The sequence below is a fragment of the Nonomuraea pusilla genome, from assembly GCF_900109355.1.
Lineage (GTDB): Bacteria > Actinomycetota > Actinomycetes > Streptosporangiales > Streptosporangiaceae > Nonomuraea > Nonomuraea pusilla.
In genome coordinates, this window is sequence record NZ_FOBF01000007.1 from 312,808 (window position 1) to 336,719 (window position 23,912).

At 74.9% G+C, this 23,912-nt stretch carries 21 protein-coding genes; 17 read left to right on the forward strand and 4 right to left on the reverse strand.

The annotated features are described in order from the left end of the window. Positions 1-343 precede the first annotated feature (343 nt). On the reverse strand, positions 344-712 hold the full coding sequence (locus BMX74_RS17780) for a hypothetical protein (protein ID WP_091101540.1): 369 nt from the start codon (positions 710-712) through the stop codon (positions 344-346). A 193-nt stretch (positions 713-905) separates the two neighbouring features. Here BMX74_RS17780 and BMX74_RS17785 point away from each other — a divergent pair, with 193 nt between their 5' ends. From BMX74_RS17785 to mnhG, 6 genes are all read left to right on the forward strand, one after another. Further along, positions 906-3,740 (forward strand): Na+/H+ antiporter subunit A, encoded by a 2,835-nt coding sequence (locus BMX74_RS17785; RefSeq protein WP_091101541.1) that lies wholly within the window; start codon positions 906-908, stop codon positions 3,738-3,740. Next, the gene (locus BMX74_RS17790; RefSeq protein ID WP_055503964.1) at positions 3,737-4,555 is read left to right on the forward strand and encodes a Na(+)/H(+) antiporter subunit C; all 819 of its coding nucleotides are present in this window, start codon (positions 3,737-3,739) and stop codon (positions 4,553-4,555) included. The genes BMX74_RS17785 and BMX74_RS17790 overlap by 4 nt, the downstream gene beginning before the upstream one ends. A gap of 67 nt (positions 4,556-4,622) precedes the next feature. Further along, positions 4,623-6,179 (forward strand): Na+/H+ antiporter subunit D, encoded by a 1,557-nt coding sequence (locus tag BMX74_RS17795; protein WP_055502650.1) that lies wholly within the window; start codon positions 4,623-4,625, stop codon positions 6,177-6,179. After that, positions 6,176-6,712, forward strand: a complete 537-nt coding sequence (locus BMX74_RS17800; protein ID WP_055502651.1) for a Na+/H+ antiporter subunit E — start codon at positions 6,176-6,178, stop codon at positions 6,710-6,712. Before BMX74_RS17795 ends, BMX74_RS17800 begins: the two co-directional genes overlap by 4 nt. A gap of 11 nt (positions 6,713-6,723) precedes the next feature. Then, a complete protein-coding gene (locus tag BMX74_RS17805; protein WP_091101544.1) occupies positions 6,724-6,984 on the forward strand; it encodes an MrpF/PhaF family protein in 261 nt (86 codons plus the stop codon). After that, positions 6,981-7,343 (forward strand): monovalent cation/H(+) antiporter subunit G, encoded by a 363-nt coding sequence (gene mnhG / locus BMX74_RS17810; protein WP_091101545.1) that lies wholly within the window; start codon positions 6,981-6,983, stop codon positions 7,341-7,343. The genes BMX74_RS17805 and mnhG overlap by 4 nt, the downstream gene beginning before the upstream one ends. Here mnhG and BMX74_RS17815 read toward each other — a convergent pair. Further along, positions 7,247-7,816: a DUF6328 family protein gene (locus tag BMX74_RS17815; protein ID WP_177227394.1), complete on the reverse strand. Its 570-nt coding sequence runs from the start codon at positions 7,814-7,816 to the stop codon at positions 7,247-7,249. The genes mnhG and BMX74_RS17815 overlap by 97 nt on opposite strands. Positions 7,817-8,040: 224 nt before the next feature. Between BMX74_RS17815 and BMX74_RS17820 the strand changes: the two genes are divergently transcribed. Both BMX74_RS17820 and recD2 read left to right on the forward strand, forming a co-directional pair. Continuing rightward, positions 8,041-9,339 (forward strand): erythromycin esterase family protein, encoded by a 1,299-nt coding sequence (locus BMX74_RS17820; RefSeq protein ID WP_091101548.1) that lies wholly within the window; start codon positions 8,041-8,043, stop codon positions 9,337-9,339. Between the two features lie 50 nt (positions 9,340-9,389). Further along, a complete protein-coding gene (gene recD2 / locus BMX74_RS17825) occupies positions 9,390-11,516 on the forward strand; it encodes an SF1B family DNA helicase RecD2 (protein WP_218153985.1) in 2,127 nt (708 codons plus the stop codon). On the opposite strand, the gene BMX74_RS17830 is transcribed toward recD2, so the two are convergent. Beyond that, complete coding sequence (locus tag BMX74_RS17830) at positions 11,506-12,678, reverse strand: MFS transporter (RefSeq protein WP_055502656.1); 1,173 nt, start codon at positions 12,676-12,678, stop codon at positions 11,506-11,508. The genes recD2 and BMX74_RS17830 overlap by 11 nt on opposite strands. An 81-nt stretch (positions 12,679-12,759) precedes the next feature. Here BMX74_RS17830 and BMX74_RS17835 point away from each other — a divergent pair, with 81 nt between their 5' ends. The 7 genes from BMX74_RS17835 (at position 12,760) to BMX74_RS17865 (ending at position 19,846) form a co-directional block, all read left to right on the forward strand. Beyond that, entirely contained in the window at positions 12,760-13,779 is a 1,020-nt protein-coding gene (locus tag BMX74_RS17835) for an ArsR family transcriptional regulator (protein WP_055502657.1), read from the forward strand. A 114-nt stretch (positions 13,780-13,893) separates the two neighbouring features. Then, positions 13,894-15,114, forward strand: coding sequence for an NAD(P)/FAD-dependent oxidoreductase (locus tag BMX74_RS17840; protein ID WP_091101549.1), 1,221 nt, complete (start codon positions 13,894-13,896; stop codon positions 15,112-15,114). 123 nt (positions 15,115-15,237) lie between these two features. Beyond that, entirely contained in the window at positions 15,238-16,527 is a 1,290-nt protein-coding gene (locus tag BMX74_RS17845) for an ArsB/NhaD family transporter (RefSeq protein ID WP_091101552.1), read from the forward strand. Positions 16,528-16,603: 76 nt separating this feature from the next. Beyond that, entirely contained in the window at positions 16,604-17,932 is a 1,329-nt protein-coding gene (locus tag BMX74_RS17850) for a TrkH family potassium uptake protein (protein WP_091101554.1), read from the forward strand. Further along, positions 17,925-18,587 carry a potassium channel family protein gene (locus tag BMX74_RS17855; RefSeq protein ID WP_091101556.1) on the forward strand — a complete coding sequence of 221 codons (663 nt, stop codon included), beginning with the start codon at positions 17,925-17,927 and terminating at the stop codon, positions 18,585-18,587. Before BMX74_RS17850 ends, BMX74_RS17855 begins: the two co-directional genes overlap by 8 nt. A 127-nt stretch (positions 18,588-18,714) precedes the next feature. Then, the gene (locus BMX74_RS17860) at positions 18,715-19,161 is read left to right on the forward strand and encodes a CBS domain-containing protein (protein WP_055502662.1); all 447 of its coding nucleotides are present in this window, start codon (positions 18,715-18,717) and stop codon (positions 19,159-19,161) included. A gap of 94 nt (positions 19,162-19,255) precedes the next feature. Further along, a complete protein-coding gene (locus BMX74_RS17865) occupies positions 19,256-19,846 on the forward strand; it encodes a TetR/AcrR family transcriptional regulator (protein WP_091101558.1) in 591 nt (196 codons plus the stop codon). On the opposite strand, the gene BMX74_RS44140 is transcribed toward BMX74_RS17865, so the two are convergent. Beyond that, entirely contained in the window at positions 19,836-20,006 is a 171-nt protein-coding gene (locus BMX74_RS44140; protein ID WP_177227396.1) for a hypothetical protein, read from the reverse strand. The genes BMX74_RS17865 and BMX74_RS44140 overlap by 11 nt on opposite strands. 109 nt (positions 20,007-20,115) lie before the next feature. On the opposite strand from BMX74_RS44140, the gene BMX74_RS17870 reads away from it, so the two are divergent. Further along, positions 20,116-22,323, forward strand: coding sequence for a hypothetical protein (locus BMX74_RS17870; RefSeq protein WP_091101562.1), 2,208 nt, complete (start codon positions 20,116-20,118; stop codon positions 22,321-22,323). Between the two features lie 445 nt (positions 22,324-22,768). Further along, positions 22,769-23,890, forward strand: coding sequence for a GntR family transcriptional regulator (locus tag BMX74_RS17875; RefSeq protein ID WP_218153986.1), 1,122 nt, complete (start codon positions 22,769-22,771; stop codon positions 23,888-23,890). The last annotated feature ends 22 nt before the right edge of the window (positions 23,891-23,912 follow it).

The following is a 23,912-nucleotide window of genomic DNA, read 5'->3' on the forward strand; positions in this document are numbered from 1 at the left end:
ACCGACGCGCGGGCCGCCGGTAGGGGCGAGCGGCGATCGGGGCTTGGGGCAAGCAGACGTTGCAGCGGGCGCGTGGCAAGCAAGCGACGCGGCCGCGCGGGCCTCCCGGACAGGTATCCCGGACGCGGGCGGCGTACCGCCCCGGGAGGGCGTCGCGGCGGCAAGCGGCGGGGCGAGCGGCTCGGGCGGGCAGGCGGCCCGGGCGGTGGCTCAGGCGGGCAGGCGGCCCGGGCGGTGGCTCTGGTGGCGGGTCTTCCTCTTGCGTGGTGCGGGGTGGTTTCCGCGGGCCGTACCCCCGAGGTGGGCTGAGGCGTCGTGGCCCGGGGACGCGGGTGTGGGTGGGTCAGGCGTCTTCGCGTTCCGGGTTCTCCAGGCGGAAGAAGTTGCTCTGCTGGCCGTCCTTCTTGTGTTCCTGGTAGATGAAGTTCAGTTTGCGCTCGTCGAACGTCCTGAACCAGTCCTCCCAGGAGATCTCCTGCAGGTCGCCGCCGCCGTAGCCGGGGAAGTCGAACCTGAGCACCCCGGGCCGGCCCTCGTGCTCGGTGCCCGGCACGGTGGCGGGGCGGGCGTCGCGTTCCTCGGCCCACCTGCGGATCACGTCGTGGTCGGTGGTGACGAGGCTGCGGCCCGGCCGTTCCTCGTGCTCCTCCGTCGAGGTGATCTCCTGCTCGTACTTGTGCTCGCCCTGGACGGGCCGCTTCTCCTGCGCCATGGACCTGCTCCCTGGAGTCCGGTGTCTTCCGTCCCTCCCCCGCTACCCGCCTCGTGCGGATCCTCGCGCGGGCTGCTCCAAGACGGCACAGGGGCGGGTGACGTTCCGGTCAACCCCGGCTGCGCCTGCGCGGCGGGGGCGGGAGGGAGGGCGAGATTGGGCGACGTACCCGTCCATTCCGCCCGGGGAGCTCATGGAGTCGCTGCTGGTGCTGCACGCGGTGGCGGCGGTCTGCGCTCCCTGGCTGGCGGCCCGGACGGGCAGGGCCGCGCTGGTGGTGCTGGCCGTCGCCCCGGCGGCCGGGTTCTGCTTCACGCTGGGGGTGGCCGCGGCCGGTCCCCCGGCGGTGGAGGAGACGGCGTGGGCCCCGTCGCTGGGGCTGAACCTGTCGTTCCGCGCGGACGAGCTGTCGCTGACGATGGCGGCGCTGGTCACGGGCGTCGGCGTGCTCGTGCTGCTGTACAGCACCCGTTACTTCCGGGCGGGCGAGCGCGGGCTCGGCCGTTACGGCGGCGCGATGACGGCGTTCGCCGGCTCGATGCTGGGCCTGGTCACGGCCGACAACCTGCTCCTGCTGTACGTGTTCTGGGAGCTGACGACGGTCTTCTCGTACCTGCTGATCGGTTACGACGCGGAGAGCGGGCCGTCCAGGCGGGCGGCGATGAAGGCGTTGACGGTGACGACGGCGGGCGGCCTGGCGATGCTGGCGGGGCTGGTGGCGGTGGGCAGGTCGGCGGGCACGTACCGGATCTCGGAGCTCGTGGCGCACCCTCCGGCGGGCGGCGTGCCGGCGGCGGCGCTGGGGCTGGTGCTGGCGGGGGCGCTGGCGAAGTCGGCGGTGTTCCCGTTCAGCACGTGGCTGCCGGCGGCGATGGCGGCGCCGACGCCGGTGTCGGCGTACCTGCACGCGGCGGCGATGGTGAAGGCGGGCGTGTACCTGCTGGCCAGGCTCGGCCCGGTCTTCGGCGGCGAGGCGGCCTGGCGGGCGCCGCTGCTGACGCTGGGCGTGGCGACGGTGCTGCTGGGCGGCTGGCGGGCGCTGCGCGAGACGGACCTGAAGCGGCTGCTGGCGTACGGCACGATCAGCCAGCTCGGCCTGCTCACGGTGCTGTTCGGCTCGGGGACGGGCGGCGGGGCGCTGGCGGGCGCGGCGACGCTCCTCGCGCACGGCATGTTCAAGGCGGCGCTGTTCCTCGTCGTGGGCGCCGTGGACGTGGCGGCGGGCACCCGTGACCTGCGGGAGCTGAGCGGCGTGGGCCGGTCGCTGCCGTGGCTGTGCGGGGCGGCGGTGCTGGCGGGGGCGTCGATGGCGGGGGTGCCGCCGCTGGCGGGGTTCGTGGCGAAGGAGGCGGCGCTGGAGTCGCTTCTCGGCGACGGGCCGGCGCTCTCGGGGGTCGTGCTGTCGGGGGTCGTGCTGGGGTCGGCGCTGACGGCGGCGTACACGCTGCGTTTCCTGTGGGGGGCTTTCGCCGTCAAGCCGGGCGTGGCGCCGACGCCGGTGCGGCGGGCGGCGGTGGCGCTGTCCGCCCCGCCCGCGCTGCTCGCGGCGCTGGGCCTGGTGCTCGTGCCGCTGGCCCCCGCGTACGGCGAGGCGATGGCGGCCTACGCCGGCACCTTCCGCGACCCCGGCCACGAGACCCGTCTCGTGGTGTGGGCGGGGCCGACCGTGCCGCTGCTGCTGTCGGCGGTGGCGCTGGCGGGAGGCGTGCTGCTGTTCCTGGCGAGGGAGCCGGTCGCGCGGGCGGGGGCGACGCTGCACCTGGTGGACTCGGCGCGCGTCTACTGGGGCCTGATGCGGCGGCTGGACCGCTTCGCCACCCAGCTCACGGGCCTGGTGCAGCGCGGCTCGGTGCCCGACTACCTGGTGCTGACCCTGTTGGCCGCGGTCGGCGTCGCCGCCTTCTCCCTGCTGTGGGACGGCCTGCCGCGCCTGGAGGCGCCGGTCACGGCGTGGCAGCGGGTGGAGCAGCCGGTGGTGACCGTGCTGCTGGCCGCCGTGGCGGTGCTGGCGCTGGCGTCGCGCGCCCACATCCTGCTCGCCGTCGTGGTGGGCCTCGCCGGGTACGGGACGGCTCTGCTGTTCCTCGCCCACGGCTCGCCGGATCTGGCGCTGACCCAGTTCCTCGCCGAGACGCTGGGCCTGGTGGTGTTCGCGCTCGTGCTGCGGCGGCTGCCGGTGGAGGCGGGCAGGGGCAGGCTGCCGTTCCCGTTCCGTCTGGGGCTGGGGCTGGCGGTGGGGGCGTCGGCGGCGGGCGCGGGCATGCTGGCGATGAGCGCGAGGACCGCCGAGCCGGTGGGCGCGCTCATGGAGGGACCGGCGCGGCAGGCGGGGGCGCGCAACGTGGTCAGCGCGCTGATCGTCGACATCCGCGCCTGGGACACCCTGGGCGAGAGCACCGTGCTCGTCGTGCTGACCCTGGGCGTGACGAGCATGGTCTTCCTGCGGCGCAGGGCGTACCGGATCGAGCGGACCGGCCGGTCCCGGGCTCCCGGGCGGACGCCGTGGCTGGCGTCGGTGCTGCCGCTGGGGCAGCGGGCGGTGGCGCTGGAGGTGGCGGCGCGGCTGACCTTCCACACGGTGCTGGTGCTGTCGGTGTTCCTGCTGGTGATCGGGCACAGCCGGGTGGGCGGCGGCTTCGCGGGCGGCATCGTGGCCGGGCTGGCCATCACCGTGCGCTACCTGGCGGGCGGCAGGGACGAGCTGGCCGCCGCCGTCCCTGTGCACGCGGGGGTGCTGATGGGGGTGGGGCTGTCGCTGTCGGCGGGGACGGCGCTCGCGGGCCTGCTGTTCGGGCGGGCCGCCCTGGACCTGCTGGAGGCCGACGTCGCGGTGCCGCTCGCCGGCCACCTGCACCTGTCCACGGGGCTGGTGTTCGACCTGGGCGTGTACCTCTCGGTGGTCGGCATGGTGCAGGACGTGCTGCGCGGGCTCGGCGCCGAGCTGGACCGGCAGATCTCGGCGGAGGGGACGTCCGCGGAACGGCCCGGCGGCGGGCGGCCCGCCCCCGGGACCGGGGAGGCGCCGTGACCGTGCCGGTGGCGCCGTTCCTGGCGAGCGGGCTGCTCATCGCGACCGGGGTGACGCTGCTGCTGGAGCGCAGCCTCGTCCGCGTGCTGGCCGGGGTCATCGTGCTCGGCAACGGCGTGAACCTGCTCATCGTGACCGCGGGAGGGCCCGCGGGCGGGCCCCCGCTGCTCGGCTCCGTGCCGCGGGCCGCCATGGCCGATCCGCTGCCGCAGGCCATGGTGCTGACGGCCATCGTCATCACCCTCGGGGTGACCGCGTTCCTGCTGGCCATGGTGCACCGCTCGTGGCAGCTCACCGGCACCGACGAGGTGCAGGACGACACCGAGGACCGCAACGTCCGGCTGCGGGCCAGGCACGTCGAGCTGGGCGCGGCGGTGCGCGCCAAGCGGGACGACTACCGGCGGCTCGTCCTGCGGCAGCGGGCCGAGCTCGCCCACATGCAGGCGGAGCGGGCCGAACGCGAGCGGCTGGAGGAGGCGGACCTGGAGCTGCGGATCGCCCGGGTCCACGACGAGCTGGGCGCCTGGACGCGCGACCTGAGGGAACGCGGCGTGAGCGAGGAGGAGCTGCACGACCGGCTGGAGGTGGCCGCCCAGCGGGCCGGCGACTCCGAGCTGGACAACCTGCGCCGCATCGAGGAGCTGCGCGAGGAGCACGAGCGCCGCAGGCGCGAGCAGGCGGCCAGGGAGAAGGAGCTCCGCAGGCGGCTCAAGCACCGCCAGCGGGAGGCCCGCAGGCAGATGCGGGCGGCGCTGCGCGCCGAACGGGCCCGCCAGGCGCTCGCCGAGGACCCGGAGCTGGAGGGCGACGAATGACCGGCCTGAGCGGCCGGACCGGCCTGACCGGCGGACCGGCGTCCGCGCGCCCGGTGAGGGGGCGGTAGTGGAGGGGCTGGTGTGCGTGCCGGTGCTGGCGCCGTTGCTGGCCGCCGGGCTGAAGCTGGCCATCGGCGGGCGGCTGCGCCACCTGCAGGCATTGATCAGCCTGGTCACGCTGGGCGTGTCGCTCGCCGTGTCGGTGGCGCTGCTCGTGGCCGCCGACCGGGGCGGCCCGCTGGTGACGGAACTGGGCGGCTGGCCCGCGCCGATCGGGATCTGCCTGGTGGCCGACCGGCTGTCCACGCTGGTGCTGGTGGCGTCGTCGGCGGTGACGTTCTGCGTGATGGTGTACTCGGTGGCCAGCGCGTACGCCGAGCAGGAGCACGACGCGCCCATGGCGATCTTCCATCCGGCGTTCCTCGTCATGATGGCGGGGGTGGCCGACGCGTTCCTGTCGGGCGACCTGTTCAACCTGTTCGTGGCGTTCGAGCTGCTGCTGAGCGGCTCGTACGTGCTGCTGACCTTCGGCGGCACCGAGTCGAGGATCCTCGCGGGGGCGACGTACACGCTGATGGCGCTGGCGTCGTCGATGCTGTTCCTCGTCGCGCTGGCCGTCGCGTACGCCGCCACGGGCACGCTGTCGATGGCGCAGCTCGCCGAGCGGTTCCCCGCGCTGCCGCCGCAGGTGGCGCTGCTGGTGGAGCTGACCCTGCTGCTGGCGTTCGCGATCAAGGCGGCGATCTTCCCGGTGGCGATGTGGCTGCCCGACTCCTATCCCACGGCGCCCGCCCCGGCGACGGCGGTGTTCGCCGGGCTGCTCACCAAGGTGGGCGTGTACTCGATCATCCGGCTGGAGGCGCTGCTGTTCCCCGGAGGGCCGGTGGCGACGCTGCTCATGCTGGTGGGGCTGGCCACCCTGCTGATCGGGGTGCTCGGCGCGGTGGCGCAGACCGACATCAAGCGGATGCTGTCGTTCACGCTGGTCAGCCACATCGGCTACATGGTGTTCGGGGTGGCGCTGTCGACGGTGGCGGGCCTGGCGGGGGCGGTGTTCTACGTCGTCCACCACATGACGGTGCAGACCAGCCTGTTCCTCGTGACCGGGTTGATCGAGCGGCGCACCGGGACGACGTCGGTGAACCGGCTGGGCGGGCTGGCGACGGCCGCGCCGGTGGTGGCGGTGCTGTTCTTCGTGCCCGCCATGAACCTGGCGGGCATCCCGCCGCTGTCGGGGTTCCTGGGCAAGCTGCTGCTGGTGCAGGCGGGCCTTGCGGCGGGCGGGCCGCTCGCGCTCACGCTGGTCGCCGGCGGCCTGGTCACGAGCCTGCTGACGCTGTACGCGGTGGCCAAGGTGTGGGGCAAGGCGTTCTGGCGCGAGCCGCGTGAGGCGGTGACGCGCGGGGGCGCGGTCGTGGAGAGCGAGGAGGGCACCGGGCAGGAGGCGGTCGTGACGACGGCGGCGATGCCGGTCGCCCTGGTGGGCTCGACGGCGGCGCTGGTGGCGCTCGCCCTGGCCTACACGGTGCTGGCCGGGCCGATGTCGGCCTTCGCGGAGCGGACGGCCGGGGAACTGCTGGCCCGGCGGCCGTACCTCGCGGCGGTGCTGGGAGGGACGCCGTGAACGGGCCGCTCGCGCCTCGGGTGCTGGGCAGGCGGGTGCCGCTGCCGCTGGTCGCCTGGCTGGCGCTGGTGTGGGTGACGCTGTGGGGCGACGCGTCGGTGGGGAACGTCCTGGGCGGGCTGGCGGTCGGGCTGGTCACGGTGTGGCTGCTGCCGCTGCCCGCGCTGGACCCGGGCGTCAGGCTGCGCCCCGCGGCGCTGGCGGCGTTCCTGCTGTGGTTCGCCTGGGACCTGGTCGGCTCGACGGCCCGGGTGGTGTGGTGGGTGGCGCGTCCGGGTGACCCGCCGTCGGAGCTGGTGCGGGTGCCGTTGCGCACGTCGTCGGAGTCGATGACGGTGCTCATCATGATCGCGCTGGCCACCGTGCCGGGCAGCGTCGTGGTGGAGGCGTACCTGGCGGAGCGGGAGCTGCTGCTGCACGTGCTCGGCCGCAGGCGCGACGCCGCGGCGGCGACGCTGGCCGAGGTGGCGGGGCTGGAGTCGCGGATCGTGGCCGCGTTCGGCACCAGGGCCGACCGGCAGGAGCTGGGGTGAGAGGAGCCGCGGTGAAGGATGTCTACCTGGTGGTGCTCGCGCTGCTCGCCTGCGCCGCCGCGGCGGCGCTCTACCGGGTGGGGCGCGGGCCGTCGATGCTGGACCGGGCGGTGGCGCTCGACGTGCTGACGGCGCTCGCGATGTGCGGTGTCGGCGCGGCGGCGGTGGCGGCGGACGACTACGCGGCGCTGCCGGTCCTGCTGGTGCTGTCGCTGCTGGGCTTCGCCGGATCGGTCTCGCTGGCGCGGTTCTTCTCCCGGAGATCGCGGTGAGCGGGTGGGACGTGGCGGCGGCGGTGTGCCTCGTGCTCGGGGCGCTGCTGGGCCTGTCGGCGGGGCTGGGCCTGGTGCGCTTCCCCACGACGCTCGACCGCATGCACGCAGGGACCAAGCCGCAGGTGCTCGGCGTGCTGCTGGTGCTGCTCGCGATGTGGCTGCACCGTCCCACCTGGGGGAACGCGGGACCGCTGCTGCTGGCCGGGATCTCGCAGGTGATCGGCGTGTCGGTGGCGGGCCACGTCGTGGCGCGCGCGGCCTACCTGCGCGGCTCCCCAGAGGACGCCTCCTCCCCCGAGTCCCCCGGCTCCCCCGACTCACCGGGCTCCCCCGGCTCCTTCGACGGGGAGGGGTGAGCGCCGCGCCCGGACGGCGAGGGCTGGTCCGAGCGGTCCAGCGCGGGCTGGACGAACCACGTCCACGCCGACAGGACCGCCAGCGCGGCTGCGGTGACCGACGCCACCGTGGCGTGGAACAGGTAGTCGACCACCAGCATCGTCGCCGCCGTCATGGACACCGCGAGAGCCAGCGCCCCGGCGATGCCGTAGAAGTTGGAGCGGCGCACCAGCTTCTCCTTCAGCCCCTGCCTGAACAGCACCCGGTGCTGGGTGGTGGGCGCGATGTAGCAGATCGACGCGACGGCGGCGCTGACGAGCGCCACGTAGTACAGCCACCGGTCCGCCAGGTCGATGCGCCCGAACCCGGACGAGAAGGGCACCGTCAGCAGGAACGCGAACAGCACCTGCACGCCGGTCACCGCGACGCGCGCTCCCTGGAGGAGTTCGACGAAGTTCCTGTCGGCCCGTTCCTGGTGCGACTCCTGCTTCACGGTCCCTCCGCCTCAGCCCTGCCCCGGGGTGACGGTGGTCTCTTCCGCCGCCGGGGACGGCGAAACCTCCGTGCGGCCGGTACGGGCGGGGCCGTGTGTCGCGGGGGCGCGCCAGGGTAGCCGGACAGGCGGAGGACAGGTGGCCGGACAGGCGGGGACGGGACAGCCGGGCAGGCGCGGACGGGCCGGCCGGTCAGGCGGGCGGGACCCGGGAGGAGGACGCCATGGACCTGGACGAGGTGCGCCGGTCGGCGCTGCCGCTGAACGACCCGGGCGGGCTCGACCCGGTGCTGGACCTCGTGGCCGACGCCCGGTTCGTCCTGATCGGGGAGGCCAGTCACGGCACGCACGACTTCTACGCCTGGCGGGCCGCGCTCACCCGGCGGCTGATCGAGGAGAAGGGGTTCGGCTTCGTCGGCGTGGAGGGCGACTGGCCCGACTGCGAGCGGGTCAACCGCGCGGTCACGGGCGACGGCGACCCCTTCGACGCGCTGTACGCCTTCGAGCGCTGGCCGACGTTCATGTGGGCGAACGAGGAGGTCGTGGGCTTCTGCCGGTGGCTGCGCGGCTGGAACGACGCCCTGGAGCCGGCGTCGAGGGTGGGCTTCCACGGCCTGGACGTCTACAGCCTGTGGGAGTCGCTGCGCGCGGTCCGCGTCTACGCCGCGGACCGCCTGCCCGGCCAGATGGAGGCGGTGACGCGGGCGATGCGCTGCTTCGAGTCGTACGGGCACGACCCGCAGCAGTACGGCCTGGCCACGCGGATGGTTCCGGAGTCGTGCGAGCAGGAGGTCGTGGACCTGCTGGCGGAGCTCGCCGGCGCGGCCCCGGCCGACGCGGCGGGGTTCGCGGCCCGGCAGAACGCGGCCGTGGTGGCGGGCGCCGAGCACTACTACCGCTCGATGGTGCGCGGCGGCCCGGAGTCGTGGAACGTCAGGGACGTCCACATGGCCGACACGCTGGTCAGGCTGGCGGACTTCCACGGGGGCAAGGGGGTCGTGTGGGCGCACAACACGCACGTGGGCGACGCCCGCGCCACGGACATGGCCGCCGCGGGCATGACGAACCTGGGCCAGCTCGTCCGCGAACGGCACGGCGAGGAGGGGGTGGTGCTGGTCGGGTTCGGCACCCATCGGGGCACGGTGGTGGCGGGCGACCGGTGGGGCGCCAGGGCCCACGTCATGCGGGTGCCCCCGGCGCGTACGGCGTCGCTGGAGGCGGTGCTGCACGAGGCGCTGCCGTTCCGCGCGGCGCTGTTCCTGCCGCCGCCCGGTGGCGGCGCAGGTGGCGGCGCGGGCGGCGCGCCGCACGACGGGCCCGCCTGGTACGACCAGCCGATGGGGCACCGCGCGATCGGGGTCGTCTACGATCCCGAGCGTGAGCGGTGGGGCAACTACGTGCCGACGGTGCTGAGCCGCCGCTACGACGCGTTCGTCTGGCTGGACGAGACCAGGGCGCTGCACCCGCTGCACGGCGAGCCGCGCGGCGACCAGGAGCCGGAGACGTACCCGAGCGCCATGTGACGGCGGGCCGCCCGGGTGATCTGTCGGTCGCGGGTGGTTGGATCTGTGCCGTGGAGGCGTCGGTCGAGCAGCTCGTGTACGTCCGCGAGGACGAGTACACCGTCGCGCGCATGAGCGCCGACGACGTGCCGTCGTTCGTCGCCGCCGGCCGGGCCCTGGCGGGGGTGCAGCCGGGCGAGACGCTGCGGCTGGCCGGCGAGTGGGGCCACCATCCGCGCCACGGCAGGCGCTTCGCGGTGGCGGGGTGCGAGCGGGTGGCGCCGGCCACGGTCAGGGCGATCCGCGTCTACCTCGGCTCCGGCCTGATCAGGGGCATCGGGCCGCGGCTGGCGCAGGCGATCGTCGAGCACTTCGGCGAGCGCACGCTGAAGGTCATCGACACCGATCCCGAGCGGCTGCGCGAGGTCGTCAACATCGGGCCGGCCCGGCAGGCGCAGATCGTCGAGGCGTGGCAGGAGCAGAAGGCCGTCGCCGAGCTGATGGCCACGCTGCAGGGGTTCGGCGTCAGCCCGCTGCTGGCGGCGAAGGTCTACCGGGCGTTCGGCGGCGAGTCGGGGCGGGTGCTGGCCGAGGACCCGTACCGGCTGATCGGGCAGGTGCCCGGGGTGGCCTTCCGCACGGCCGACCGCATCGCGCTGAGCTGCGGGGTGGCCGAGCGCAGCCCGCAGCGGGTCAAGGCGGCGCTGCTCGACCGGCTGGAGGCGGCCGGGGCCCGCGACGGCCACTGCTACGTGCCGCTGGCCCAGCTCGTCAGGGAGACGGCCGAGCTGATCGAGCAGGACACCGACCTGGTGCGGCCCATGGTCGACGCGCTGGCGGGCGAGCGCCGCGTCGTCGTCGAGTCGGCGCCGTACGACGCCGACCTGCCCGTCGTCTACGCCAAGCAGGCGCACGCCCGCGAGAGCGGGCTCGCCGCCCAGGTCGCCCGGCTGCTCCGGGCGCGCTCCACGCTGCCGCTGCGGGCGCTCCCCGACGACCCCGGCCTGCACGACGACCAGCGGGCGGCCGTCAACATGGCGCTCACCAGCACCGTGTCCGTGCTCACCGGCGGGCCGGGCTGCGGCAAGAGCCACACGGTCAAGGCCCTGGCGGCGGCCGTACGCGCCTCGGGCGGCACGGTCACGCTCGCCGCGCCCACCGGCAAGGCGGCCAAGCGGCTGTCCGAGCTGACCGGGCTGCCCGCGATGACCGTCCACCGCATGCTCGCCCACCAGCCCGACCCCGAGACGCTGTTCGACGACGCCCCCGCCCACGCCGACCTCGTCGTGGTCGACGAGGCGTCCATGCTCGACCTCCACCTGGCCACCAGGCTCGCCGCGGCCGTCCCCTCGGGCAGCCACCTGCTGCTCGTGGGCGACGGCGACCAGCTCCCGAGCATCGGGCCCGGCGACGTGCTGGCCGACCTGCTGCGGGTCGAGGCGGTCCCGCGCGTCCAGCTCACCCGCGTGTTCAGGCAGGCGTCCGACAGCGGCATCGTCAGGGCCGCCCACGGCATCCGCGCGGGGCGGCTGCCCGACACGCCGGGCGGAAGCGGGTTCTGGTTCGAGGAGCTGGACGATCCCACGCGGGTCGCCGAACGGGTGGCGCACCTCGCGATCGAGGCGATCCCTCGCAAGCAAGGCGTCGATCCCGGGCAGGTGCAGGTGCTGTGCCCGATGCGCAAGGGCGAGACGGGCGCCACGGCGCTCGGCAGGCTCATCCAGGAACGCCTCAACCCGGCCGCCGACGGCAAGGCCGAGCACTGGGCGGGCGCGTCCGTCTACCGGGTCGGCGACCGGGTCATGCCGATACGCAACAACTACGACAAGGGCGTCTTCAACGGCGAGATCGGCACGGTGACGGCGGTGGTGCCGCAGGAGCGCACCGTCGAGATCCGCACCGACGACGGCGAGAGCGTCAGCTACGCCTTCGACGAGCTCGACGACCTCACCCACGCCTACGCCATCAGCGTGCACCGGTCGCAGGGCAGCGAGTACCCGTACGTGGTGGCGCCGGTCGTGGCGGAGTCCGGCGGGGTGATGCTGCGGCGCAAGCTGCTGTACACGCTGGTGACGCGGGCCAGGGCGTGGGTGGTGCTGGTCGGGTCGCGCGAGGCGCTGGAACTGGCGGTCCGCCGCGTCGGCCGCCCCCGCAACACGGGCCTGGCCCGCCGCCTGCAGGCCGCCCTCACCTCCTGACCGCCCCCGGCTGTCGGGGGGCGGTCGTGGCGAGGGCGGCGGTGGCCGCCAGGGAGGCGGCCGCCATCACGGCCATCGCCGCTCCGGGTGACAGGCGCTCGGCCACGGCGCCCGCGAGCGCGGCCCCCACCCCCTGCATGGCGAGCATGCCCGACGTGTGCAGCCCGAGCGCGTGCCCGCTCAGTTCCTCCGGGGTGAGCGCCATGAGGCGTTCCTGCATGAGCAGGCCCGCGCCGTACCCGGCGGAGGCGAGGGTCACCGCCGCGACGGCGAGCGCGGGCGCCGGGTCGGCCGCGAACACCAGGTACGGCGCCGCCAGCAGCACGTACAGGGGGGTGACGAGCCGCGCCCGCCAGGCGGGGGCGAGGAACCGCCCGGCCAGGACGTCCCCGGCGAGCATGCCCAGCGCGGCGCACGCGAACAGCGTCCCGGCCCGCCCTGGCGCGTACGGGACGAACAGCGACTCGCAGCCGACGACGAGGCCGTTCGGCACCCACAGGGCGAGGTAGACGCGGCGGCGCGGCCCCGACCACAGCAGCGCGTTGGCCCGCCAGGTCCGCGCGGCCGACGGCCGCCCGCCGGCGCGGGCCGGACGCCGGGACAGCCCGAGCCTGGCGGCGACGGCGGCGGCCAGGTAGAGCGCGGCGCCGGCGAGCAGGGTGCCGCGCGGCGACAGCGCGGCGACGAGCGCGCCTCCGGCCGCGTAGCCGCAGATCTGCGTGATCCCCGTCGACATGTTGAGCACCGAGCGTCCGAGCAGGTAGCCGTCCCTGGTCAGGAGCTCGTTGAGCAGCCCGTAGCGGACGCCGCCGGCGACCGACGCGACGGGCCCGAGCGCGAGCACGACGGCGAGCGCGGCCTGCACCGGCAGGCCGGGCAGGGCGAGGACGGCGGTGCCGAGCGCGAACAGCAGCGCGGCCCCGGTCAGCGCGGCGCGCGGCGGCAGCCGGTCGGCGGCCGACAGCAGCGTCGCCGCGCCGGCCACCTGGGCGAGCGCGGGGCCGAACATGGCCAGCGCCGACAGCAGCGGCGACCCCGTGGCGTCGTAGACCAGCGTGGCCAGGGCGAGCCCGCCGACCGTCTGCCCCGCCACCAGCCCGGCCGAGGTCAGGAACAGCGGCGTGAACTCGGGGGCGCGGAAGAGTTCCCCATAGGTGCGCATGGGCGAGAAGTGTCCGGGACGCCCCGGCGCGCACGTTACTGTTTCGCGTCAGCGCGAAACGTCGGAGCGGGCGGGAGGGCCGTGGGCTGGTGGGAGATCGGCGCGGACACGCTGGCGAGCGGCAGGTTCGTCGTCTCGCCGCTGGCCGAGACCATCGCGTGCCTGAAGACGCTGCACGCGGGCGCGGCCGGCCACCCGGGCGAACGGGCCTGGCTCGACGCGCACCTGCCCGCCTACCGGGAGCGGCTGGCCGGTGACCCGGTGACGGCGCTGCTGGTGCGGGCGGCGCTCGGCCCCGCCTGGAACGCCGACTTCCTCACGCCCACCCCGGCCGGCGAGGGCGAGCCGGGCTTCGAGGACGAACTGGAGGCCGTCCTGGCGACCCCACCGGAAGCGGCGCGCGAGCAGCTCGTCGTGTCGCTCGGCGGCCCGCTGCCGCCCGCGCTGCACCGCTCCGACCTGCCCGTCAGGCTCGCGGGCCTGCTGCGCTGGATCTGGACGCGGGCCGTGCTGCCCACCTGGCCGCACCGCAGGCGGGTCCTGGAGGCCGACGTGGTGGCGCGTACGGCGCGGCTCGGCCGGGGCGGCTGGGCGGAGGCGCTCGGCGACATGCGGCCGGGCATGCGGTGGCTGGGCGGGAGCAGGCTGCAGGTCAACGCCCACGACTACCCGCCGCGTGACCTGGCGGGCGCGAGGCTGCTGTTCGTGCCGGTGACGCCGCGCCGGACCTGGGTGTCGTGGGAGGCCCCGCATCGGTACGCCGTCGTCTACCCGTGCGCGGGCCCGCTGGCCGACGCCGCCGGGTCCGCGCCGCCGGGGCGGGGGCCGGACGCCGGGGCCGATCTCGCGGCGGGCGGGCCGTACGTGCCGGCCGCGCTGGGCGCGCTGCTCGGCCCGGCGAGAGCGCGGGTGCTGGTGCTGCTGGCCGACCCGAAGAGCACCAGTCAGCTCGTGGCGCTGACCGGGCAGGGGCTCGGCTCGGTGGGCCGGCACCTCAAGGTCCTCCTGGACGCCCGCCTGGCCGCCCGCCGCCGCGCCGGCCGCTCGGTGCTGTACTACCGGACGGCGGCGGGCGACGCCCTGGTCGCTGCGCAGGACTGACACCGCGCTGACCTGCCGGGGGTGCCTGTCCGGCCCGCCCGGACCAGGGGCGTTGACGGTATCTATGCGTTCGCCCGGGCATAGCGCCTTCCGGGGGCGGGTAGCGCGGACCCCATGAGCATGAGGAGGCCGCCCTGCGTGGTCGTGGGGGCCGGGGTCGCCGGGCTGGCCTGCGCGGTGCGGCTGAGCGCGGCGGGCATGCCGGTGCGGGTGCTGGAGGCGTCCGACGGCGTCGGCGGACGGGTCCGCACCGACCTGGTGGAGGGCTTCCTGTGCGACCGCGGCTTCCAGGTGTTCAACACCGCCTACCCGGAGGCCCGCCGGGTGCTGGACATCGCGGCGCTGGACGTGCGGCCGTTCGAGTCGGGCCTGCTCGTCCAGCTCGGGAACGGGCGGCGGGCCCGGGTGATGCTGCCGTGGCGGCACCCCGGGCACGCGCTGAGCACGCTGCTGGCGGGAGTCGGCACCCCCGCCGACAAGGTCGCCCTGTCGCTGATGACGGCGCGCGACCTGGCCTGGCCCGCCTCGCGGTTGCGCGCCGCCCCCGACCGCACGATCGCCGAGGACCTGCGCCACCGGGGCGTCTCGGAGGCGATGGTGGACACGCTGCTGCGGCCGTTCCTGTCGGGGGTGCTGCTGGAGCGCGACCTGAGCACGTCCAGCCGCGTCTTCCACCTGATCTGGCGCTGCTTCGCGCGCGGCACGATCGGCGTGCCCGCGGCGGGCATGGGCCGCATCCCCGAGCAGCTCGCGGCGCGGCTCCCCGGCGGTTCCGTGTGGCTGGGCGCCCGCGTGGAGCGGGTCGCCGACGGCGCCGTGGAGCTGTCGGGCGGCGAACGGGTGGAGGCGCGGGCGGTGGTCGTGGCCGCCGACCCCGGCTCGGCCAGGCGGCTGCTCGGCGTCGAGGTGCCCCTGATGCGAGCCGTGACGACGTTCTACCACGTGGCCCCGCGTTCGCCGCTGGACGAGCCGATCCAGGTGATCGACGCGACCGGCGCGATCGCCGACACGCTGGTGCTCTCCGACGCCGCCCCCGGCTACTCCCCCGACGGGCGGGCGCTGATCTCGACGTCCGTCCTGGGCGTGGCCACGGACGAGGCGCCGGTCCGGGCCCGCCTGGAGGAGATCTACGGCGGCACGCGGGGCTGGCGGCACCTGGCCACGTACCCGATCGCCGAGGCCCTGCCGGCGATGCCGCCGCCGTACCCGCTGCGCCGGCCGGTACGGCTCGGCCCCGGCCTGTACGTGTGCGGCGACCACCGCGACACCGGCTCGCTGCAGGGCGCGCTCGTCTCGGGACGCAGGGCGGCGCAAGCCGTTCTGTCGGACTCTTGATAAGTTGTCGCCAGGTGTGCCGGGAAGTCTGGTCGGCGTCCGTCCCGCCGACCCTGGAGTTCCCCCCATGCGCGTACGCGACCCGCTCGCCCCCCGGCTGCCGAGCGCCCGGCTGGTGACGGCATGAGCGTGGTCGCCTGGGTGGCCGTGGCCGCCTTCCTCGCCGCGTACACGCTGATCGCCACCGAGAAGGTGCACCGGGTCGCGGCCGCGCTCGGCGGCGCGGGCGTCATGCTGCTCGTGCACGCCACCGACGCGGAGGCGGCGTTCTTCTCCGAACGCTCCGGCATCGACTGGAACGTCATCTTCCTGCTGCTCGGCATGATGGTGATCGTGGGGGTGCTGAAGCAGACCGGCGTCTTCGAGTACCTCGCGATCTGGGCGGCCAAGCGGGCCAGGGGCTACCCGTTCCGGCTGATGGCGCTGCTCATCGTGATCACCGCGTTGGCGTCGGCCCTGCTGGACAACGTCACCACCGTGCTGCTCATCGCGCCCGTGACGTTCCTCGTGTGCGAGCGGCTGGCGCTGCCCGTCGCGCCGTTCCTCATCGCCGAGGCCATGGCGTCGAACATCGGCGGCACCGCGACCCTGGTCGGCGACCCCCCGAACATCATCATCGCCAGCCGGGGCGGGCTGACGTTCAATGACTTCCTCGTCCACCTGGCGCCGCTGATCGTGGTGCTGCTGCTGGTGTTCGTCGGGCTGTGCCGCATCATGTTCAGACGTGCCTTCACCTACGACCCCGAGCGGGCCGCGGAGATCATGGCGTTGAACGAGCGGGAGGCCATCTCCGACCGGCGGCTGCTGTGGCAGTCGCTGGCCGTGCTCGTCGTGGTGCTGGCCGCGTTCGTGCTGCACCCGGTGCTGCACTACGCCCCGTCGGTCGTGGCGCTGCTGGGCGCGGGCGTGCTGGTCGCCGCGACCAGGGTGACCACGGAGGACGCGCTGCGCGAGGTCGAGTGGCCCACGCTGGTGTTCTTCGCCGGGCTGTTCGTCATGGTCGGCGCGCTCGTCCACACCGGCGTCATCGGCGAGATCTCCAAGGCCGCCGCGTCGGCCACCGAGGGCAGGCTCGGCTTCGCCGCGATGCTGCTGCTGTGGGCCTCCGCCGGCCTGTCGGCCATCGTCGACAACATCCCGTACGTCGCCACCATGAGCCCCATCGTCACCGACCTGGTCCATGCCAACGGCGGGAACGGCCCCGCGCAGGTGCTGTGGTGGGCGCTGGCGCTCGGCGCCGACCTCGGCGGCAACGCCACCGCCGTGGGCGCCGCGGCCAACGTGGTGGTGCTCGGCATCGCCGCGCGCAACCGCGTCCCCATCAGCTTCTGGCAGTTCACCAGGTACGGTCTGGTCGTCACAGCCGTTACGGTGGCCATCTCGGCCCCGTACCTCTGGCTGCGTTACCTGTAGGAGATCCGATGTCCCCCCTGGCGGCGTACGCCGTCGAACCGTGCCCCTGCCGTGCCGCGTCGGGACGGGGCGTCCCGTGAAGGGCCTCCGGCATCCCGCCCGGCTCATCGTCACCGGGTTCGCCCTGGCCGTCCTGGTCGGCACCGTCCTGCTCGCCCTCCCCGCGGCCACCACGTCGGGCCGCCCGGCCGGCTGGCTCGTGGCGCTGTTCACGGCGACGTCCGCCGTGTGCGTGACCGGGCTCGCCGTCGTCGACACCGAGACGCACTGGTCGGTGTTCGGCGAGGTGGTGATCGCCGGGCTGGTGCAGGTGGGCGGGCTCGGCATCATGACGATGGCGACGCTGTTCACTCTGCTCGTCTCCCACCGCCTGGGGCTGCGCGCCCGCATGGCGGCGCAGGTGGAGACGAAGACGCTGAACATGAGCGACGTGCGGCGGGTCGTGCTCAAGGTCGTGCTGTTCAGCCTGGTCTGCGAGGCGGCCGCCGCCGCCGCGCTGACCGCCCGTTTCGCCGTCGCGTACGGCGAGCCGCTGGGCCGCGCCGTCTACCTGGGGGCCTTCCACGGGGTGTCGGCGTTCAACAACGCCGGGTTCGCGCTGTGGTCCGACAGCCTCGTCCGGTTCGCCGGCGACCCGTGGATCTGCCTGACCGTGGCGGCCGCCGTCGTCGTCGGCGGGCTCGGCTTCCCCGTCGTGTTCGAGCTGGCGCGCTCGTGGCGGCGTCCGCGCCGGTGGAGCGTGCTGACCCGGGTCACCCTCGGCGTGACGGTGTCGCTGCTGGCGCTCGGCACGGTCGCCTTCCTCGTCACCGAGTGGCGCAACCCGGCGACGTTCGGTCCGCTCGACGACGGCGACAAGCTGATGGCCGCCTTCTTCGCCGCGGTCGCGCCCCGCTCGTCCGGCTTCAACACCGTCGACGTGGGCGCGATGTACCCGACGAGCTGGCTGCTCACCGAGCTGCTCATGTTCATCGGCGCGGGCAGCTCCGGCACCGGCGGCGGCATCAAGGTGACGACGGTCGGCATCCTCGCGTTCGTCGTGTGGGCCGAGCTGCGCGGCGAGAGCCGGGTCAACATCGGGCACCGGCGGCTGCCGGAGGCCACGCAGCGCCAGGCCGTCACCCTCACCGCGCTCGGCGTGCTGATCGTCGCCGTCTCCACGTACGCGCTGGTCGCGCTCACGCCGCACAGCCTCGACCGGGTGCTGTTCGAGGTCGTCGCCGCGTTCGCGACCGCCGGCATGTCCACCGGGATCACCTCCGACGTCGGCGCGGCCGGGCAGGTGCTGCTCGTGCTGCTGATGTTCATCGGCAGGACCGGACCTCTCACCCTGGGCTCCGCGCTGGCCCTGAACCGGCGCGCCCGCCACTACGAACTCCCCGAGGAGCGTGTGATCGTTGGCTGACACCAACGCCGATCCCGTCGTCGTCATCGGCCTGGGCCGCTTCGGCACGTCCCTGGCCCTGGAACTGGTCCGGCGCGGCACCGAGGTGCTGGCGATCGACACCAGGCCCAAGGTCACGCAGGCGCTGGCCGGGCACATCACGCACATCGCCACGGCCGACGCCACCGACATGGAGGCGCTGCGCCAGCTCGGCGTGCCCGACTTCTACCGGGCCGTCGTCGCCATCGGCAGCGACATCGAGGCCAGCATCCTCACCACGTCGCTGCTGGTCGAGCTGGAGATCGACGACATCTGGGCGAAGGCCGTGAGCAACCAGCACGGCCGCATCCTCAGCCGCATCGGCGCCCACCACGTCGTCTTCCCCGAGCACGACATGGGCGAGCGAGTGGCGCACCTGGTCAGCGGCAGGATGCTCGACTACATGCAGGTGGACGAGAACTTCGCCCTCGCCAAGACGGGGCCGCCGAAGGAGTACGTCGGCACGCCGCTCGGCCGCTCCAACCTGCGCCGCAAGCACGGCATCACGATCGTGGCCGTCAAGAGCCCCGGCGAGGAGTTCACGTACGCCACCGCCGAGACCGAGCTGTCGTACGGGGACGTCATCCTGGTGTCGGGCCGCACGGCCGACGTGGAGCGCTTCGCGGAGCTGCCGTAGCCCGGCAGGAGCGGGCGGGCGCACACCCGACGGCCCGGCAGGAGCGGGCGGACGCACACCCGACGGCCCGGCAGGAGCGGGCGGGCGCGGCACGCGATCCCGCCCGCCGGGTGGCTAGGCTGGGCGGGTGCGCGCACGCGATCTCGTCGCCGGTTTCCCGGCCGTCACGCTCGACACCCCGGCGCTCGACGCCGCCAGGCTCCTCGCCGACCAGGACCTTCCCGGGCTCATCGTGCTCGGCGGCGACGGCCGTCCCTGTGCCATCCTGCCGGGCACGCAGGTGCTGCGGCTGGCCGTCCCCCGCTACTGCCAGGACGACCCGGCGCTCGCGAGGGTGGTGGACGAGGCACACGCCGACCTGTTCCTGCGCGGCCTCGGCGGCAGGACGGTGCGGGAGTGCCTGCCGGAGCAGCCCCGCGAGCTGCCGATGGCCGACCCCGACGCGACCGTGCTGGAGCTGGCCGCGCTGATGGCCCGCACGCACAGCCCGCTCGTGGCGGTGATGGAGGGCGGCCGCCTGCTGGGCGCGGTCACCCTGCAGTCGCTGCTCGACCACGTCCTGGCGACCACCTGACACCCTGCGCGGGAGCACCCGCCCCAGTCCTTGCCGCGGTGCCGCGCGGCGGGCCGCGCCGGCGGGCCGCGGCGGGCGGCATAGGCTGGGTGTCATGGTCGAGACGGCGGCACGAGAGCCCGTACCGCACCGGCGCGCCGACGCCAGACGCGAGATCGCCGCGATCCTGGAGGCCGGGGTCCGGCTGCTCGGCGAGGACCCCGGCGCGACCATGGCCGACATCGCCGCGGCGGCCGGGCTGAGCCGGGTGACGCTGTACGGCTGCTTCCCGTCGCGCGAGGCGCTGATCGACGCCGTGCTCGACCACGCCGTCGACGTGGCCGACTCGGCGCTGCGCGACGAGTCGTTCGAGACCGACCCGGCCCCCGAGGCGATCACGCGGCTGCTGCGGAGCTCCTGGCGCGTCCTCGACCGGCACCGCCGCCTGTTCCTGGCGGCCGACAGGGCGCTGGGCGGCGAGCGCATGCGCGAGCACCACGACCGGCCGCTGCGCCGGGTGCGCCGGCTCATCGAGCGGGGGCGCGAGGCGGGCGACTTCCGCACCGACCTGCCGCTGCCGTGGCTGGTGACGACGTTCTTCGCGATCCTGAGCAGCGCCGCGCAGGAGGTCGAGGCGGGACGGCTGAAGGACGACGAGGCCGAGACGGTGCTCGTCCAGACCGTCAGGTCGCTGCTCACCGGCTGACCCCGCCACCGGGAACCGCCGCCGCCGGGTGCGGCCCCGCCGCCTTCGGCACCGCCCCAGGTGCGGCGGCGCTGTCGGGTGCGGCGGCGTTGGCGAGCGGCGCGGCGTTGGCGGGGGCGGCGGGGGACGGCGGCGCTGGCCGGGACGGGCGGGAATTCACGCCATTCTTCTTCCGTACACGGGCCGTTATTGTGTCGCCATCTCACCGGTTCCGGTGCCCGGACCTTCCTCGTCCGGCGTCAATTCCTTCCCATGGAGGTGGCTTCCCCATGCCTGGACGGCTCCTGCGGATCGCCGGAGGGCTCGCGCTCGCCCTGACCGGCGCGACGGCCCTCCCACCCCCCGCCGACGCCGCCGAGCCGCCGTCGGTGGTGATCGACTCCTCGGAACCCGCCCCCGGCGTCGTACGGCTCGCCGGGCGCTTCACCGGCGCGTACGACGTCGGGGTCGTGGTGAACGGCGAGCGCGTCGACCGCGCGAGGGCGCTCGACCCCGACGCCGACGACGCCGGGACGTGGACCTACGACCTCGACACCCGTGACCTGGACGGCGAGATCGAGGTCTACGCGAAGGCGACGTCGGCGGAGACGCGCTACGGCGTCTGGTCGCAGCCGCTGACGTTACGCGTGGACAACGCTCGGGCGGGCAAGCCGGGGGTGGCGATCGCGGCGCCCGCCGACGGCGCGCGGATCACCAGGCCCACCCCGGTGCGCCTGGACGTCACCGGCGACGACGTGCGGAAGGTGCGGGTGCGCGTCAACGGCGGCGCGTGGCTCCCGGCGGCGGGCGCGGCCGGCCGGTACGCCGTGCTGATCGACCCGGCCCGGTACGGCGACGTCATGGCGAGCATCGAGGCGGAGGCGGTCGACGCGCGCGGCCACGTCTCCAGGTCGGCCACCAGGTACGTGGCGTTCGGCGCGGCGCGGGGCGTGCGTCCGGCGCCGCACCGGCAGGACCGCGCGATGTGGATCTGGGAGAAAGCCTCCTACAACCTGGTGCTCAACCCGGGTTCGCGCCGCCTGCTGGAGACCGTCCTCCCGCCGGGCTCCACCATCTACCTGGGGGTGGACACGTACGCGGGACGCGACGTGCTGGAGGACGCGCGTCCCGGGCTGCGTGACCTGGTGGCCTGGGCGCACGGCCGGGGGATGCGGGTGCACGCCACGGTGGCGGGCGGCACCAGGCCGCCCTACCTCGGGGCGCTGCCGCGCTACCGCGACCGCGCGGTGCGCGAGATGGAGCGGGTGCTGAACTACAACCTGTCGTCGGCGCCCGCGGAGCGGTTCGACGGCGTCAACGTGGACATCGAGCCGTACAGCCTGCCGTGGTTCGGCAGCGCCAAGCCCGAGGTGCAGGTCCAGTGGCTGGACACGCTGCGGGCGATGACCGCGCGCAGGGACGCGTCGGGGCAGCCCCTGCTGTTCGGCCCGGCGGTGCCGCGCTGGCTGGACACCTCCGCGTGCTGCACCGGCATCACGTACGGCGGCGTCACGCGCCCCCTGTCGGAGCACATCCAGGACCTGGCCGACTACATCGCGATCATGGACTACCGGGACCAGGCGGACGGCGGCGCGGGCATCATCGCGCAGGCCGCGGGCGAGCTGGCCTACGCCGAGCAGGCGGGCAAGCCGCTGTCGGTGGTGGTGGGCGTCGAGACGCTCGACATCGCGACCAGCGGCGACCCGTCCAGCATCACCTTCCGTGAGGAGGGCAGGGACGCGCTGGAGGCGGAGCTCGCCAAGGTGTACGCGGCGTTCTCGGGCAGCCCGGCGTTCGCCGGCGTGGCGCTGCACCACTACGACTCCTACCGCGACCTGCCCACGGTCTGGGGCCCGTCGGCCCGGTGGCCCGCGCCGCCCGCGGACTCGGCGCCGCCCACCGGCGTGGACTCCCCGCCGCGGGCGACGGCGTTCGACCACGCCACGGTGGACCTGACGTACGGGCGGGCGTCCGACGACACGGAGGTCGCCTTCTACGAGGTGCACCGGTCGGCCGAGCCGGGCTTCACGCCGGGGCCCGCCACGCTGGCCGGCCGGGCGCGCGGGCTGACGCACACGGACGCGGGGCTGCTGCCCGGCACCACCTACCACTACCGGGTCGTGCCGGTGGACGTGGCGGGGCACCGCGGGCCCGCCTCCGATCCGGTGACGGTGACGACGGGCGCGACGGACCTGCGTCCCGTCGTGGTCGAATCGATGGCGGTCACGCTGGAGAACGGCGCCGCGCGGGTGCGGCTGCGCGTGGTGGACAAGGAGAGCGGCGAGCCGGTGGCGGCCACCGTGCGGGGGCGGTTCACCTTCTCCTCCGGCCGGTACGTCACGGTGACGGCCGGGGCTGACGGCTGGGCCACGGCGACGTCCGAGGCGCTGAAGCAGCCGACGGGCGAGGTGGGCTTCGCCGTCCACCGCCTGACGTCCCCCGGCCGTTACTGGGCGGGCGCCTACGACCACGACAGGGACGCCACCGCCCGCTGGTGACCGGCCCTCCGGCGCCCCCGCCTCCCGACCTTGAGGGGAAACGGCCCGCGCCGCCCCGCCGGAGACGGCGGGACGGGCCGCACAGGCGGGCCGACACGGCGCGGGCCTCACCTGCGGGCGGAGACCCGATGGACCTCACCTGCGGGCGGAGGCGGCGCGGGGCGACCCCCGTCAAGGCCGCGGGGCGGAGGCGGCGCGGAGGCGGCGGGCGGTCCCGGTGGCCCGGCCCCCGGCGGCGTTCCCTTCCGGGGGCCGTCCCCCGCGCGGCCTTGAAGGCCGTCCCCCGTGTGGCCTTCCGAGGGGCCGTCCCCCGCGCGGGGCGGCCTTCCCGCTTTCCCTCATAGGAATGAATTCACGCCGGTAAATGCCCAGTTGAGGGGAGGTTTTAGGGTTGACATCCACCCGAATAATCCAGAAAAATCTGGTTATGGAGCCATCCGATGGAATGAATTCCCTCCCAAGGGGAAGGCGATTCCGCACCCTCGCGGCCCGCCTGCGCCAGGAGATCGCGCAGGGCCGCTGGCCGGTCGGCGGCAGGCTGCCGACCGAGTCCGAGCTCGCCCAGACCTACGCCGTCGGCGTCAACACCGTGCGCCGCGCCGTCGACCTCCTGGTCGAGGAGGGGCTCGTACGCCGCAGGCAGGGGTCGGGCACGTTCGTGACCAGCTCGGTCACGGCCACGCCCGGGTCCAGGCCGCGGCTCATCGGTGCGCTCGTCCCGTCCAACACCTACTACTTCCCCCGCGTCGTGCAGGGCATCGAGCGGGCGGCCACCGCCGCCGGAGTCCAGCTCGTGCTCGCCTGCTCCAACTACGACCCCGCCGTCGAGCTGGCGCAGACGCAGCAGCTCGTGGACGTCGGCGTCGCCGGCCTGCTGCTGGTGCCCAACCTGCACCTCGCCGCCGACCCGGAGGCGCACCTGGCCGGGCTGCGCGAGCTGCCGGTGCCGTACGTGCTGGTCGAGCGTCGGCCGGCCGACCCCAGGCCCGCCGACCCCACCTCGTACGTCTGCACCGACGTCCACGGCGGCGGGTACGCGGCCGTCCAGCACCTGAACGGGCTCGGCAGGAGCCGCATCGGCTACCTGGGCCGCATCGGCACCGCCACCTCCGAGCAGGTCTTCGCGGGCTACCGCCAGGCGGTCGCCGACCTCGGGCTGCCGGAGATCCCGCAGGCCGTGGCGAGGCAGCCGGTCTGGACCGGGCCCGACATGCTGGCGTACGCCAACGCGCTGGTCACCGAGAAGGTGCGGGCGGTGGTCTGCCTCGGCGACCGGGAGGCGACCGCGCTCCTGCCGTACCTGCGCAGGGTCGGCCTGACCGTCCCCGACGACATCGCCGTGGTCGCCTACGACGACGAGGTGGCCGACCTGTCGGAGGTGCCGCTCACCGCGGTCTCGCCGCCCAAGGCGGAGGTCGGCCGCATGGCGACGGAGCTGCTGCTGCGCCGGATCGAGCTCGGGGCCGCCGCCCCGGTCTGCCGGGTGGTGCTGCAGCCGCGGCTGGCCGTGCGCGCCTCGTGCGGCGCCGCGTCCGGCAGCCTCGTCGAGGTCCGCGTCCCGACCTGACGCGCCCGGCGACGCGTCGCGC

Excerpts from the sequence above, each read along its gene's own strand:
- BMX74_RS17780 (WP_091101540.1), bottom strand. The coding sequence starts at position 712 with ATGGCGCAGGAGAAGCGGCCCGTCCAGGGCGAGCACAAGTACGAGCAG.
- BMX74_RS17785 (WP_091101541.1), top strand. The coding sequence starts at position 906 with ATGGAGTCGCTGCTGGTGCTGCACGCGGTGGCGGCGGTCTGCGCTCCC.
- BMX74_RS17820 (WP_091101548.1), top strand. The coding sequence starts at position 8,041 with ATGGACCTGGACGAGGTGCGCCGGTCGGCGCTGCCGCTGAACGACCCG.
- BMX74_RS17830 (WP_055502656.1), bottom strand. The coding sequence starts at position 12,678 with ATGCGCACCTATGGGGAACTCTTCCGCGCCCCCGAGTTCACGCCGCTG.
- BMX74_RS17840 (WP_091101549.1), top strand. The coding sequence starts at position 13,894 with ATGAGCATGAGGAGGCCGCCCTGCGTGGTCGTGGGGGCCGGGGTCGCC.
- BMX74_RS17845 (WP_091101552.1), top strand. The coding sequence starts at position 15,238 with ATGAGCGTGGTCGCCTGGGTGGCCGTGGCCGCCTTCCTCGCCGCGTAC.
- BMX74_RS17865 (WP_091101558.1), top strand. The coding sequence starts at position 19,256 with ATGGTCGAGACGGCGGCACGAGAGCCCGTACCGCACCGGCGCGCCGAC.
- BMX74_RS17870 (WP_091101562.1), top strand. The coding sequence starts at position 20,116 with ATGCCTGGACGGCTCCTGCGGATCGCCGGAGGGCTCGCGCTCGCCCTG.
- BMX74_RS17875 (WP_218153986.1), top strand. The coding sequence starts at position 22,769 with ATGAATTCCCTCCCAAGGGGAAGGCGATTCCGCACCCTCGCGGCCCGC.